At 63.8% G+C, this 13,140-nt stretch carries 11 protein-coding genes; all 11 read left to right on the top strand.

The window, feature by feature from the left end; translation table 11 throughout:
- Positions 1-116: 116 nt before the first annotated feature.
- The 11 genes from tolQ to glmM all read left to right on the top strand — a co-directional run bounded on the left by tolQ (position 117) and on the right by glmM (position 13,121).
- Positions 117-818 (top strand): protein TolQ, encoded by a 702-nt coding sequence (tolQ, locus tag LSG43_RS11130; RefSeq protein ID WP_231804675.1) that lies wholly within the window; start codon positions 117-119, stop codon positions 816-818.
- Positions 818-1,276: a protein TolR gene (tolR, locus tag LSG43_RS11125; RefSeq protein WP_231804083.1), complete on the top strand. Its 459-nt coding sequence runs from the start codon at positions 818-820 to the stop codon at positions 1,274-1,276. The genes tolQ and tolR overlap by 1 nt, the downstream gene beginning before the upstream one ends.
- Positions 1,277-1,281: 5 nt before the next feature.
- Positions 1,282-2,337 (top strand): cell envelope integrity protein TolA, encoded by a 1,056-nt coding sequence (gene tolA / locus LSG43_RS11120; RefSeq protein WP_231804081.1) that lies wholly within the window; start codon positions 1,282-1,284, stop codon positions 2,335-2,337.
- Between the two features lie 167 nt (positions 2,338-2,504).
- A complete protein-coding gene (gene tolB / locus LSG43_RS11115; RefSeq protein ID WP_231804079.1) occupies positions 2,505-3,821 on the top strand; it encodes a Tol-Pal system beta propeller repeat protein TolB in 1,317 nt (438 codons plus the stop codon).
- Between the two features lie 116 nt (positions 3,822-3,937).
- On the top strand, positions 3,938-5,095 hold the full coding sequence (locus LSG43_RS11110; protein WP_231804076.1) for a winged helix-turn-helix domain-containing protein: 1,158 nt from the start codon (positions 3,938-3,940) through the stop codon (positions 5,093-5,095).
- A gap of 185 nt (positions 5,096-5,280) precedes the next feature.
- The gene (gene pal, locus LSG43_RS11105; protein WP_231804074.1) at positions 5,281-5,775 is read left to right on the top strand and encodes a peptidoglycan-associated lipoprotein Pal; all 495 of its coding nucleotides are present in this window, start codon (positions 5,281-5,283) and stop codon (positions 5,773-5,775) included.
- A 157-nt stretch (positions 5,776-5,932) separates the two neighbouring features.
- Positions 5,933-6,907, top strand: a complete 975-nt coding sequence (gene ybgF / locus LSG43_RS11100; protein WP_231804072.1) for a tol-pal system protein YbgF — start codon at positions 5,933-5,935, stop codon at positions 6,905-6,907.
- Entirely contained in the window at positions 6,901-8,163 is a 1,263-nt protein-coding gene (gene tilS, locus LSG43_RS11095) for a tRNA lysidine(34) synthetase TilS (protein ID WP_231804070.1), read from the top strand. The genes ybgF and tilS overlap by 7 nt, the downstream gene beginning before the upstream one ends.
- 129 nt (positions 8,164-8,292) lie before the next feature.
- Positions 8,293-10,224, top strand: coding sequence for an ATP-dependent zinc metalloprotease FtsH (gene ftsH, locus LSG43_RS11090; RefSeq protein WP_231804068.1), 1,932 nt, complete (start codon positions 8,293-8,295; stop codon positions 10,222-10,224).
- 584 nt (positions 10,225-10,808) lie between these two features.
- Positions 10,809-11,669, top strand: coding sequence for an SAM-dependent methyltransferase (locus LSG43_RS11085; RefSeq protein WP_231804066.1), 861 nt, complete (start codon positions 10,809-10,811; stop codon positions 11,667-11,669).
- Positions 11,670-11,777: 108 nt separating this feature from the next.
- Entirely contained in the window at positions 11,778-13,121 is a 1,344-nt protein-coding gene (gene glmM, locus LSG43_RS11080; RefSeq protein WP_231804064.1) for a phosphoglucosamine mutase, read from the top strand.
- Positions 13,122-13,140: the final 19 nt, after the last annotated feature.

Genomic DNA, 13,140 nt, shown 5'->3' with positions numbered 1-13,140 from the left:
ACGGCGCGGCAAAGCTCTAATTTTGACAAAATTGGCACTCATCGGATCGCAACACTCTGGTTGTCGCGGGTTGCGACGCGCTCCTCGACGTAAAGGTACACGCGCTAATGGAAGCTATGGAAGCAGTGGGCACGGTCGCCGCCCATGACTTTTCGCCGATCGGCCTGTTCATGGCCGCCGATATCGTCGTCAAACTCGTCATGCTCGGGCTTCTCGCCGCATCGATCTGGTGCTGGGCCATCATCATCGACAAGTCGATGATGTTCACCCGCGTGCGGCGCGAGATGAACCGGTTCGAGAAGACCTTCTGGTCCGGCCAGTCGCTTGAAGAGCTTTATCAGACGCTTTCCCAGCGTCCGACCTCGGGGCTCTCTTCGGTGTTCGTTGCCGCCATGAAGGAGTGGAAGCGCTCCCACGAGCAGAACGCGTCGAGCTATGTCGGGGTTCAGGCGCGGCTCGACAAGGTGCTCGATGTCGCGATTGCGCGCGAGAGCGAGGAGCTTGAAAAGCGCCTGCCGTTTCTCGCGACTGTCGGAAGCGCGGCGCCATTCATTGGCCTCTTTGGCACGGTGTGGGGCATCATGAATGCGTTCTCCTCGATTGCCGCCTCCCAGAGCGCGAGCCTCGGGGTCGTCGCAGGCCCCATCGCCGAAGCGCTGTTCGCAACCGCTATCGGCCTTGTCGCGGCCATTCCGGCGGTTATCGCGTTCAACAAGCTCTCGGGCGATGCGGGCAAGCTGATCGGCCGGCTCGAAGGGTTCGCCGATGAATTCGCGGCCATTCTGGGCCGCCAGCTCGAGGCAAGGAGCCGCCGCTAATGGGTATGGCCGTCAATGGCGGCGGGCGCGGGGGCGGTAGGCGCCGCCGCGGGTCGCGCGCCAGCCTTATGAGCGAGATCAACGTCACGCCGTTTGTCGACGTGATGCTCGTCTTGTTGATCATCTTCATGGTCGCCGCGCCGATGATGGCGGTCGGGGTGCCGATCGACCTGCCCGAAACCCAGGCGAGCGAGATGGAATCCGAGCGCGATCCGGTCACGGTTTCAGTGACGCCGGAAGGTCAGGTCTTCGTTGGCGAGGACCCGGTCGCGCTTGACGGACTTGTCGAAGCGGTGCGCTCGGTTTCCGAGGATACCGAGGCGCGGCTCTATGTGCGTGGCGACGCGAGCGTCAATTACGGTACCGTCATGGAAGTGATGGGCATGCTTTCGGGCGCGGGATATTCGCGTATCGGACTTATCACCGAGCAGGCCGGCGCGAGCGGGGCGGGCCAGTAAACGGCATGCGTCTTGGCACCACCATATCGGTCAGCGTTCATGCTCTGTTGATCGCCCTCGGGCTGATCAATCTGAGTTTCGTCGAGCCGCTGAACACAAATATGGTGGAGTCGATTTCCGTCGATATCGTGCCGATCGAGAACGTCTCCAATCTGCGTGTCGGGGTCGAGGACAGCCAGGTCGTCGAGACCGAAACGCCCTCGGCGGTCGAGAGCGATCAGGAAGCGGAACTCGCGCAGCGCACCGGCAACACCGAGGAAAACCAGCCAATCCCGGAGGCGACGCCAGACCCGTCGCCAGCGCCGACGGTTCAGACAGCGCCGGAACCCCAGCCGCGTCCCGCACCGGAACCGGAGCCCGAACCCATCGAGCCGCCCGCGCCGCGTCCCGAGCCCGAGCCCATACCGGCGCCCGAACCGGAACCAACGCCCGAGCCCGAACCCGAACCGACGCCCGCACCCGAACCTGAATTGGCCACAGAGCCCGATCCCGAACCCGAGCCGGTCGCGCCCGTGCCGCCGAGCGCCACCAATGTCGCCCAACTGCGCGAGGACTTCGCGCGCCAGCAGGAGGCGCAGCGCCAGGCCCAGGCCGAAGCCGAAGCGCAGGCGGAAGCCGAGCGTCAAGAACAGCAGGCCGAACAGGAACTGGCCGATGTCGCCGACCGGATTGAGGACATCATCAACCAGGAAGAATCCCGCGGCGGCATCACCGGGGCAGGCGGCGACGAAGCGCTGGGGCGCCCCACCGGGCAGGCGGCTCTCTTGACGCAATCCGAGCAGGATGCGCTCGCGTCCGCCATGCGCCGATGCTGGAGCCCGCCGATCGCCGCAATGACCGAGACGGGGCTCACTGTACGGTTGCTGGTATCGCTCAATCCGGACGGTTCGGTCTCCGGCACGCCGGAAATCCGCACGCCGTTCACGAGCGATCTGGTGCGGACAACGGCTCTGGCCGCGCAGCGCGCGGTGCAGCAATGCGGGCCCTATACGATGCTTCCAGCGGAGAAATACGAGACCTGGCGGCAGGTGGACGTGACGTTCGATCCGAGGGATCTGTAAGGCCCTGCCAGTGTGGCGCCGGCGCAACGGACGAGAACGAGAATGCGCCCAATCGATTTTCCGACACGATTGGTGCGTAATGAAGGCAACAAAACGGGCCGAAGCGGCATTGCCCCCGCGTTCGGCCGGGCCCGAAAGGGCGGATTTGTTATGGAGACGACGCGACTATGACCCTTATGACCCGCAGGTCCGCGCTCACGCTCGGTCTTTCCGGCGCCGCCATGATGGCGATGGCCAGGCCGGCGAACGCGCTCGTGCAGATCACCGTTTCGGGCGGCAATTTCACGCCGCTCCCGATCGCCATCCCCAATTTCGCCTCGGCCGATCCGAGCTTCGGTGCCGAGGTCGCGCAGATCGTGCGCAACAACCTTGTCGGCTCGGGGCTCTTCCGCCTCGTCGATCCGGCGGGCTATCCCAGCCAGGTGGGCGATCCCAATGCGCCCCCCGATTTCAACGCCTGGCGCGCGACGGGCGCCGATGCGGTGGTCATGGCGGATGCCAATAACGCCGGCGGGCAGATCCAGTCGAGCCTGCGGCTCTGGGATACGACGGCGGCCCAGCAGGTCACCGGCAAGGCCTATGGCGCGCCCGCCGATAGCTGGCGGCGCATCGCGCATATCGCCTCGGACGCGATCTATTCAGGGCTTACGGGCGAGACGGGCTACTTCGACACCCGCGTCGTCTATGTCGCCGAAAGCGGCCCCAAGGCAAACCGCGTCAAGCGGCTGGCGATCATGGACCAGGACGGCGCCAACAACCGTATCCTGACCGATGGCCGGCTTGCGACGATTACGCCCCGCATATCTCCCGACGGTACGCGCGTTGCGTATATGACGTTCGACGGACCCAACGCGTCAGGCATTTTCATCCTCAATCTTGCGACCGGCCAGACCCAGTCCATCGGGCAGTACGGCCAGATGAGCTTCGCGCCGCGGTTTTCGCCCGACGGTCAGCGGCTCGTCTTCTCGGTAACGCAGGGTGCGGCCACCAACCTTTATGCGTTGCCGCTGGCGGGCGGGCAGCCGACCGCGCTGACAAGCGGCTCGGCCATCGACACCTCGCCCTCGTTCTCGCCGGACGGCCAACGGATCGTCTTTGAATCCGACCGTGGCGGGCGTCCGCAGATTTACGTGATGAGCGCGGCTGGCGGCGGTGCGGAGCGCATCTCCTATGGCGATGGCGCGTATTCCACGCCGGTCTGGTCGCCCAAGGGCGATCTCATTGCCTTCACGCGCCAGTCGGGCGGGCAGTTCTCTATCGGTACCATGAACCCCGACGGCTCGGGTGAGCGTATCCTCGCCACCAGCTTCCACGCCGAGGGTCCGACCTGGGCCCCCAATGGCCGCGTCCTGATGTTCTTCCGCGATCCGGGCGGCAATGACGGCCCGCGGCTTTATTCCATCGACGTCTGGGGCCGCGCCGAACAACGGGTCCCGACCGAAGGGTTCGCCTCGGACCCGGCCTGGTCGCCGCTTCTGGCTTAGCAAGATCCGTCACACCGTTCAGGATGAGGCGGCCGCATGGGCTGCCTCGTCTTGATTATTTATAGGAACATAAGTAGAACGACGGTCCTGAGACGCAGACTGCCGATTCGGATCCGATGAACACCACACTCTCTCACCTGCGGCGTTTGGCATTGTCCCGGCAGGGGTTGGCGTCACAGCGGAGTTTCGGGGCGGGGCTGCCCGGAACGCGACGGGCAATCGAGCATCTGGGCTATGTGCAGATCGACACGCTTGCGGTGGTCGAGCGCGCACATCACCACGTCCTCTGGAATCGGGTGCCCGGATACGATCCCGCGCATCTCAACCGGCTGACCGCGAAAAAGCACATTTTCGAATACTGGTTTCACGCCGCGGCCTATCTGCCGATGCGCGATTACCGCTTTGCGTTACCCCGCATGGCGTCGATCCGGAGCGGCGAAGCGCGCTATCTGACCGATGTCGATCCGCGGCTGATGAATGAAATAATGGCGCGCGTGCGCTCGGAAGGGGCGTTGCGGATACGCGACATCGATTCGGGCACAAAGAGCGCGAACGGCAGCTGGTGGAACTGGGGGCCGGGACGACGCGCTCTCGATAAATTGTTCATGCAGGGCGATCTTATGGTGCGCGAGCGCAACGGCATGGAGAAGGTATACGACCTTGCCGAGCGCTGCTTGCCCGAAGGCATCGACCTGAGCATGCCCTCGCAGGAGGAATACGCCGCCTATCTCTTTGATACCACGCGCCGGGCGCATGGCGTATTCACGCTCGCGCAGGTCCTGCACCTCAGACGCGGCAAACCTATCCGCGAGGCCATGCGCGCCGTCGTCGAGGATCGCATCGCGGCAGGAGTGGTCAAGCGGATCGACGCGGTGGGCGGATCACCAGCCTTTGTCGATGTCGAGGCGCTGGAGGCCCTGTCGCGTGTGCGCCGGCGCGTACAGATCGTATCGCCGTTCGACAACGCCCTCATCCACCGCGACCGACTGAGCGCGCTGTTCGGCTTCGACTATCGTCTCGAATGCTATGTGCCCGCGCCCAAGCGCATCTTTGGCTATTTTTGCCTGCCGGTTCTTTTCGGCCAGAAATTCGTCGGCCGGATCGACTGCAAGGCTCATCGTGCCGAAGGGCGGTTCGAGGTCCTGAGCCTGCACATCGAGGACCCCGCGCTCGACATGGACCGCTTTCTGCCCGCCTTTTTGGCCGAATTGCAGCGCTTTGCCGAATTCAATGGCTGCATGGAACTCGACGTCGATTCCGTCCGGGGCTTTTAGGCTGATCCAAGATGCACTTGGGCAACAGTCGTGGCGTCCCGATGCGGGACGCGGCAAACGCGCGCGATCGTGCCCAATTTGTGCCCGATTAAGCGCGGATTAACCCTACGAAGACACCTGCGGTTAAGGTAACGCGGTGTAAAACCGTTCACTACAATTTTTCCCTGTTCGGAGCAGAATTCGCTATGGGTTCGACGTTGCCCCTTCTTCGCCTTGGCAAAGGCTTTCTTATGGTGGCGCTGCTGGCGGTAGTCGCCGCCTGTGCGCGCACCCCGGATACCGGCGTTGGCAATCTCGGACCCGGCCAGGGGGGCGGCGCGCCCGGCAGCCAGCAGGAATTCCTCGTTTCGGTCGGCGACCGCGTGTTCTTCGAAACCGATTCGTCCGTGCTCACCGCCGACGCCCAGGCGACGCTCGACAAACAGGCGCAATGGCTGGCGCGATATCCCCAGTACCGCATCGTCATCGAGGGTCACGCTGACGAGCGCGGCACGCGCGAATACAACATCGCACTGGGTGCCAGACGCGCGACGGCTGTCGTCAACTACCTGGTTTCCAAGGGTATTCCGGCGGGCCGGATTTCCTCGGTTTCCTATGGCAAGGAGCGGCCGGTCGCGGTTTGCAACGACATCTCGTGCTGGTCGCAAAACCGACGCGCGGTCACAGTCCTGACAAACTAGCGCTGCACAGAGCATTCCGTGCTGGAGGCATAGCGCCGGGACCTTGAGTATTTTGGTCCCGGCGCTTCTTTTTTGCCAAAATGCTCCTTTACCTCGCGGTCGTTCCAAGGTGATCTTGCGCGCGCAATTTTCGACTTGCCGCCTTTTGGGGAGTGTCATGACAGTCTTTGGTTTCGTTTCCGGTTCAGCCAGAAGCTGGCGGCGCCTTGCCGCCGGTCTTGGGCTTGCCGGGGTTTTGAGTTTTGGCTCCGCTGCGCCGGTCCTGGCCCAGAGCCAGGATATCGCCGCGCTTCAGGTGCGGATTTCGCAGCTCGAGGAACAGGTCCGCACCTATTCGGGGCAGATCGAGGGTCTGCAGTTCCAGCTCACCCAATTGCAGACGCTCATCGAGCGCATGCAGGAAGACAACGAGTTCCGCTTCCAGCAGCTGGAAGGCGGTGGCTCGGGGGAATCTGAGGCGGTAACCACCCCCGGCGGCGCGACGCCGTCCGAAGCGTTACCGCCCTCTTCCAGCACCGAGACCCTGCCCGAAGCCCCCGCTACCGAGGGCGCGCTCGTGGGCGACGAGGACCTTGGGGAACTTGACCCCAATTTCGGCGACGAGGACCGGCTCTACGCGAGCGACGTCTTCGAAGGCGAGGAAGGAGTCGTCACCGGTCCACCCGAAGCGCCGCTGGGGCAAACGCCGCCCTCGGCGCCGCTCGATCTGAGCTTTGATGCCAACCAGACCGATATCGAGGTCAATGACGGGGACGCCAACGCCCAGTTCCAGGCGGGCTACGACGCCATCGTCCGCGGTGAGACGGCGTTTGCCGAGGAACAGTTCCGGCAGTTCCTCGAACTGTTCCCCGACAATCCGCAGGCCCCCGACGCGACCTATTGGCTGGGGCAGACACTCATCCAGCGCGGGGCCTATCACGAAGCGGCCAATGTGCTCATCACCGGGTTCGAGGCTTATCCGACCTCGTCGCGCGCGCCGGATCTGCTGCTCGATCTCGGCGTCGCGCTGCACGGCGCGGGCGAGTTCGATACCGCGTGCCGGACCTATTCGGAGGTACTGCGGCGCTATCCCGAGGCGACCGACGCGTTCAAGGAGCGTGTGGTTTCCGAGCAGGCCCGGGCAGGGTGCTGAGCGGGAAGCCGGCGCGGTTTCCCGGCCTTGCGCCCGAGGCGCTCTTTGCGCCTGTCCAGACGGAAAAGACCATTGGCCTCGCCGTCTCGGGCGGGGCCGATTCTCTGGCGCTGATGCTGCTGGCGGCGGACTGGGCAAGCACCCCGGGCCGGCCGGAGACAATTGTCTACACGCTCGACCACGGCCTGCGCCCCGAAGCGGCCGCCGAGACTGAGATGGTCGGGAGAATCGCCGGTCAACTCGGGTTGGCCTGCCGTATCTTGCGCTGGGACGGGCCCAAGCCCGAAACGGGAATGCAGGCTGCCGCGCGCACGGCGCGCTATCGCCTGCTTGGCGATGCGATGGCCGCCGATGGCGCGTCGGTTCTTCTCACGGCACATCACCAGGACGATCAGGCCGAGACCGTTCTGATGCGGCTGGCCCATGGCAGCGGCGTCTCCGGGCTCAAAGCCATGGAACCGTTCGCAACCGTTGAAGGCGTGCGCGTGTTCCGTCCTTTGCTCGACGTGCCGCGCGCGACCCTCGCGCAAGGGGTCGCGGCCGCCGCGATCGAGCCCGCGTTGGATCCCAACAACGACGACCCGCACTATGAGCGCGTGCGCTGGCGCAGGGCGATGCCGATGCTCGAGGATCTGGGGTTGACCGCCCCGCGGCTGGCGGCGCTGGCGAAACGGCTGGGCCGGATCGACGCGCTGGGCGAAACCATGTGCGCCGCATTCATGAGCGCGCACTGCCGGATCGACGATTTCGGCGTCGTGCATGTCGACAGGCAAGCGTTTGCCGAGGCCCCCGAAGAAATCCGCGTGCGGGCCATGCGGCGTGCTGTCGCGATTGCGGGGGGACTTGACGACGCTCCGCTCGCCCCGGTCGAGGCCGTTGCCGGTATGGCGGGCGTGGCTGGCGTATTCAGCCGTACCGTGGCGGGTGCTGTCGTCGAAGCGGGTGCGCACGCAATAGTGATCTATCGGCAGGCGGGCCGGATCGCCGCCGCCCCGGCGCCGGTGCCGGTCGATGCGCCGCTCGGATGGGACGGCCGATTCTCGATTGCCGCGGCACAACCGGGGTTCCGGGTGGCTCCGGCACTATCGATGACGCGGGCACATTATCGTGCCTTATTTGGAGACTATCCGACGGTTCCGGTCGCGGCGCTGCGGGCGGCGCCCGTCGTCGAGGCCATGGATGGAACGGTCGTCGCGCTCGGAGCACGCCGCCGCGCGCCGGGGATCGAAATTACGCACGTTGCATTAACCGGATAGGCAAAAAGCCTTGGGGCGCGGCGTTTCGACCCCCGCGGTGCCCTTGTATCGGCCGGTTGGTGGCCTTACATTCGAAGCCAAGACTTGCGGGGAAAAATGTATTCCCGCGCCCCCCAGGACACAGGATTGATGAACCAAAACTTTCGCAACTTCGCCATATGGCTCGTGATCCTCTTTATGCTGATGGGCCTTTTCCAGGTCTTTCAGTCTTCGACGCGATCGGTGGCGACCGCCGAGCGCACCTACAGCCAGTTCGTTGAAGACGTGGATCAGGGCCGTGTTGCAGAGGTGACCATTGTCGATAACACGGTCACCGGCCGTCTCAGCGACGGCACCCGGTTCGAAACCACCATCCCCCAGGGCGCCGATATCGTCGACCGCATGGAAAGCCAGGGCGTCGAGATCACCGCGCGCGAGCCGGAATCGAGCCCCTTCTGGTCGATCCTGCTGTCGAGCTGGCTGCCGTTCATCGTTATCATCGCGGTGTGGTTCTTCTTCATCCGCCAGATGCAGGGCGGCGGGCGCGGCGGCGCGATGGGCTTCGGCAAATCGCGCGCCAAGATGCTCACCGAAGCGTCAGGCAAGGTGACGTTCGAGGACGTGGCCGGCGTCGAGGAAGCCAAGCAGGATCTCGAGGAAATCGTCGAGTTCCTCAAGGACCCCGGCAAATTCCAGCGGCTGGGCGGGCGCATTCCGCGCGGCGTTCTGCTGGTGGGCCCTCCGGGTACGGGTAAAACGCTCCTGGCGCGCTCGGTGGCGGGCGAAGCCAATGTGCCGTTCTTCACGATTTCGGGTTCCGACTTCGTTGAAATGTTCGTCGGTGTCGGCGCGAGCCGCGTCCGTGACATGTTCGAGCAGGCCAAGAAGAATGCCCCGTGCATCATCTTCATCGACGAAATCGACGCGGTCGGCCGTCAGCGCGGCGCCGGTCTTGGTGGCGGCAATGACGAGCGCGAACAGACGCTCAATCAGTTGCTCGTCGAGATGGACGGCTTCGAGGCCAATGAGGGCATCATCCTGATTGCCGCGACCAACCGTCCGGACGTTCTCGACCCCGCGCTCCTGCGTCCGGGCCGTTTCGACCGCCAGGTCGTCGTGCCCAATCCGGACGTTGCCGGTCGCGAGCGTATCCTCAAGGTTCACGTGCGCAAGGTGCCGCTGGCGCCGGATGTCGACCTGCGCGTGCTGGCACGCGGTACGCCGGGCTTTTCGGGTGCGGACCTCATGAACCTTGTAAACGAAGCGGCGCTTCTTGCGGCGCGACGGAACAAGCGGTTCGTCACGCATGCCGAATTCGAGGACGCCAAGGACAAGATCCTTATGGGTGCCGAGCGGCGCACCATGGCGATGACCGACGACGAGAAGAAGCTCACCGCCTATCATGAGGCCGGCCATGCGCTGATCGCGCTTTTGAGCCACGGGCTCGATCCTATCCACAAGGCAACGATCATCCCGCGCGGGCGCGCGCTCGGTATGGTGATGACGCTGCCCGAAAAGGACACCTATTCGTTCTCCCGCGAAAAAGCGGTGGCGCGATTGGCGATGCTCTTTGGCGGGCGCGAGGCCGAAATCTACAAGTTCGGTGCGGAAAAGGTCACTTCGGGAGCCTCGGGCGATATCCAGATGGCGACGGATCTTGCGCGGTCGATGGTGATGGAATGGGGCATGAGCGAAAAGTTGGGCCGCGTACGTTACAAGTCGAACGACCAGGAGGTGTTCCTGGGCCATTCGGTCACCCAGTCCCAGCACATGTCGGACGAGACCGCCAAGCTCATCGACGACGAGGTGCGCAAGCTCATCGAGGACGCGGAAACCGCGGCCCGCACGATGATCCGCGAAAACCTCGACAAGTTCGAGGCCATCGCCCAGGCGCTGCTCGAATTCGAAACGCTTACGGGCGACGAGTTGCGTGGCCTGATGGACGGCAAGCAGCCGGTGCGCGACATCGACAACGACAACACGCCCAAGGGCACCAGCGTGCCCAAGGCCGGCAAGAACCTCAAGAAGAAGGGCGAATCCGGTGAACCCGACGGCGGCGGCATGGAACCGCAGCCGAGTTGACCGGTTCGGTATCGTATTGAGAAAAGGCCGCTCCGTCGGGGCGGCCTTTTTCGTTGCTGCGGGCGCCGAACTTATCCCCGCTCCTCAAACCTCGCCTATGATGCGCGTTACGGACCCGCTTGATGGGCGCGAGCGCAACGAACGTTTGGACGGGACCGGTCCGGGTTCCTCGCGGGTCGCTGCGGGGAAGGCCCAAAGCGGACAGAGGCCGGACGGGGACTGATATCCCCGTCGCACCGGGGAAACCCGGAGGGGCACCGGTTATTTGGGGGCTTGGGAGGTTGGCAGAAAAAGTGGCTTCCACTTTTTCGGTTCGTCCAACCGACCCACTAAAGACCAACAAACCCCAGCCCGAGACGCCGCCATAAGCCGAAAATCCCGGGCGTATGCGGCGAGGCGCGCCTCGCATTTATATATTTCAGTATGAGGCGCGTCTCGCCGCATTCCGTCCACGCTCAATGACCGGGGCTTCAAGGCCGCCGGACGAATAGTCGTGCGTGCCGGCACGGCGGCGTCCGCCCGGCCCTTGCCACTTTTGCCCGGCTTGGGTACCGAGAAGAAGACACAACCGGGAGGCAAACCGCTTGGCCAAGAAAATCGACACCAAGACCGAAGGTCTCGACGTTTACGTTTATGTCGCCAAGACCTTTGCAGACAGCCCCTGGCTGCATTACGGGCTTTGGGAGCCGGGCGAACGGCCGACCGTGCCCAAACTGCGCGAGGCGCAGGAGCGTTATGTCGAAAAACTGCTCTCGCTTATCCCGCCGGCGCCACGGAAAGTGTTCGATATCGGCGGCGGGACCGGCGAGATGGCCAAGGTCCTTATCGACAAGGGGTATGTCGTCGACATGCTCACGCCCAGCAGCGTTCAGGCCGAGATCGCGCGCGAGAAGCTGGGACCGAACGCGCATGTTTTCGAATCCAAATTCGAGGATTTTGAAGGCGACGGCCCTTATGACGTGTGCCTGTTCTCGGAGAGCTTCCAATACGTCAATCTCGAGCGGAGCCTGCCGCTGCTCGACAAGATCCTCGCACCGGACGGACGCGTCGTCATCGCCGACTGCTTCCGTGGCCCCAACTACAAGGGCGACCGCCAGCCCGGCGGGGGGCATCGGTTCTCGGTGTTTGAAGACAAGATCGCCGCCGCAGGGTTCGAGATCGTCGAGGACTTCGACGTCACCGAAGCCGCGGCGCAGTCCATGGCGATCGACCAGAATTTCTATCGCGGCTTCGCTGCTCCTGCGATCGAGCAGATGCGCGGGCTGATGGAGACCAAAAAGCCGATCCTTTATTGGTTCGCCCGCCAGGCTTACAAAGTCTTCGTGCCCAAAAAAGAGCGCGAAAACATCGTCATGAGGCTAAAGGCCGACTATCGTTCGCCCGAGGCATTCGCGGCGGTCAATACATACCGGTTTCTGTCCCTCAAACGCCATAATCAGGCGTGACAACTCGCATCTAGAGGGCATTTACCGCTCCATAAGGTCAAACTATGTATGCTTTCGAGCTGCGGCTATATTGCCGTGCTGGGGCGGTAGCCGGGTAGGAAGAACGACATGGCGCGAAAATATTTCGGTACTGACGGCATTCGCGGTCTTGCCAATGGATCCAAGCTGACTCCCGAGCTTGCCCTGAGGGTGGGTATGGCGACGGGCCTGGCGTTCAAGCGCGGCGATTACACACACCGGGTGGTGATCGGCAAGGATACGCGGCGCTCGGGCTATATGATCGAGAACGCACTGACGGCCGGGTTCACGGCGGTCGGCATGGACGTCCTGCTGCTCGGACCGATGCCGACGCCCGCGGTCGCGATGCTGACGCGGTCGCTGCGTGCGGATATCGGGGTGATGATTTCGGCCTCGCACAACCCCTTCGACGACAACGGCATCAAGCTTTTCCGCCCGGACGGGTACAAGCTCTCCGACAGCTTCGAGCTGGAAATCGAAAAGCTGATCGACGCCGATCTGGGTCCGCGCCTGGCGCAGGGGCGCAATATCGGCAAGGCGCGACGCATCGACGAGGCGCGCACGCGCTATGTCGAATACGCCAAGCGCACGCTGCCGCGCGACATCGATTTCAACGGCCTGCGTATCGTCGTCGATTGCGCCAATGGCGCTGCCTACAAGACGGCCCCCGAAGTGCTCTGGGAGCTGGGCGCCGAGGTGATCGCCATCGGCGTTTCGCCGGACGGATATAACATCAATGACGGTTGCGGCTCGACCGAGCCCAAGGCGCTGATCGACAAGGTCAGGGAATTGCGCGCCGACATCGGTATCGCCCTCGATGGCGATGCGGATCGCGTACTCATCGTCGACGAGATGGGCGAGATCGTCGATGGCGACCAACTCATGGCCGTGATCGCGTCGTCCTGGCACAATCGCGGCCAGTTGCAGGGCGGCGGGCTCGTTGCGACGATCATGTCCAATCTCGGGCTCCAACGCTATCTGGCCAATATGGGGCTGACGCTCGAGCGCACACAGGTGGGCGACCGGTATGTGCTCGAAGCCATGCGCGGCAAGGGCTTCAACGTTGGCGGCGAGCAATCGGGCCACATCATCCTTTCGGACTTCACGACGACCGGAGACGGGCTCGTTGCGGCATTGCAGCTGCTTTCCGTCGTCCGCGAAGAGGGCCGGCCGGTTTCGGAGGTCTGCCACCGGTTCGAACGCGTGCCGCAGATTCTCCAGAACGTACGCTTCCAGCGCGGCAAACCCCTCGAAGACAAATCCATCAAGAAGCTCATTGCTGATTCGGAGGCGCGGCTGGGGGACGGCGCGCGGCTCATTATCCGCGAGTCCGGGACCGAGCCGGTCATCCGCGTGATGGGCGAGGGTGACGACGAGTTGCTGGTCAACCAGGTCGTCAACGAGATCGCGACGGCGATCGGCCAGGTCGCATAACGCCTTATCCGGTCCGTAA

Origin of the sequence: Pelagibacterium xiamenense (assembly GCF_021166475.1) — a bacterium.
Lineage (GTDB): Bacteria > Pseudomonadota > Alphaproteobacteria > Rhizobiales > Devosiaceae > Pelagibacterium > Pelagibacterium xiamenense.
This window is presented reverse-complemented; position numbering and strand designations above follow the sequence as displayed.

Bases quoted from the DNA above. Each gene is read 5' to 3' on its own strand.
- tolQ (WP_231804675.1), top strand. From the start codon at position 117: ATGGAAGCAGTGGGCACGGTCGCCGCCCATGACTTTTCGCCGATCGGC.
- ftsH (WP_231804068.1), top strand. From the start codon at position 8,293: ATGAACCAAAACTTTCGCAACTTCGCCATATGGCTCGTGATCCTCTTT.
- LSG43_RS11110 (WP_231804076.1), top strand. From the start codon at position 3,938: ATGAACACCACACTCTCTCACCTGCGGCGTTTGGCATTGTCCCGGCAG.
- glmM (WP_231804064.1), top strand. From the start codon at position 11,778: ATGGCGCGAAAATATTTCGGTACTGACGGCATTCGCGGTCTTGCCAAT.
- tolA (WP_231804081.1), top strand. From the start codon at position 1,282: ATGCGTCTTGGCACCACCATATCGGTCAGCGTTCATGCTCTGTTGATC.
- tolB (WP_231804079.1), top strand. From the start codon at position 2,505: ATGACCCTTATGACCCGCAGGTCCGCGCTCACGCTCGGTCTTTCCGGC.
- tolR (WP_231804083.1), top strand. From the start codon at position 818: ATGGGTATGGCCGTCAATGGCGGCGGGCGCGGGGGCGGTAGGCGCCGC.
- ybgF (WP_231804072.1), top strand. From the start codon at position 5,933: ATGACAGTCTTTGGTTTCGTTTCCGGTTCAGCCAGAAGCTGGCGGCGC.
- pal (WP_231804074.1), top strand. From the start codon at position 5,281: ATGGGTTCGACGTTGCCCCTTCTTCGCCTTGGCAAAGGCTTTCTTATG.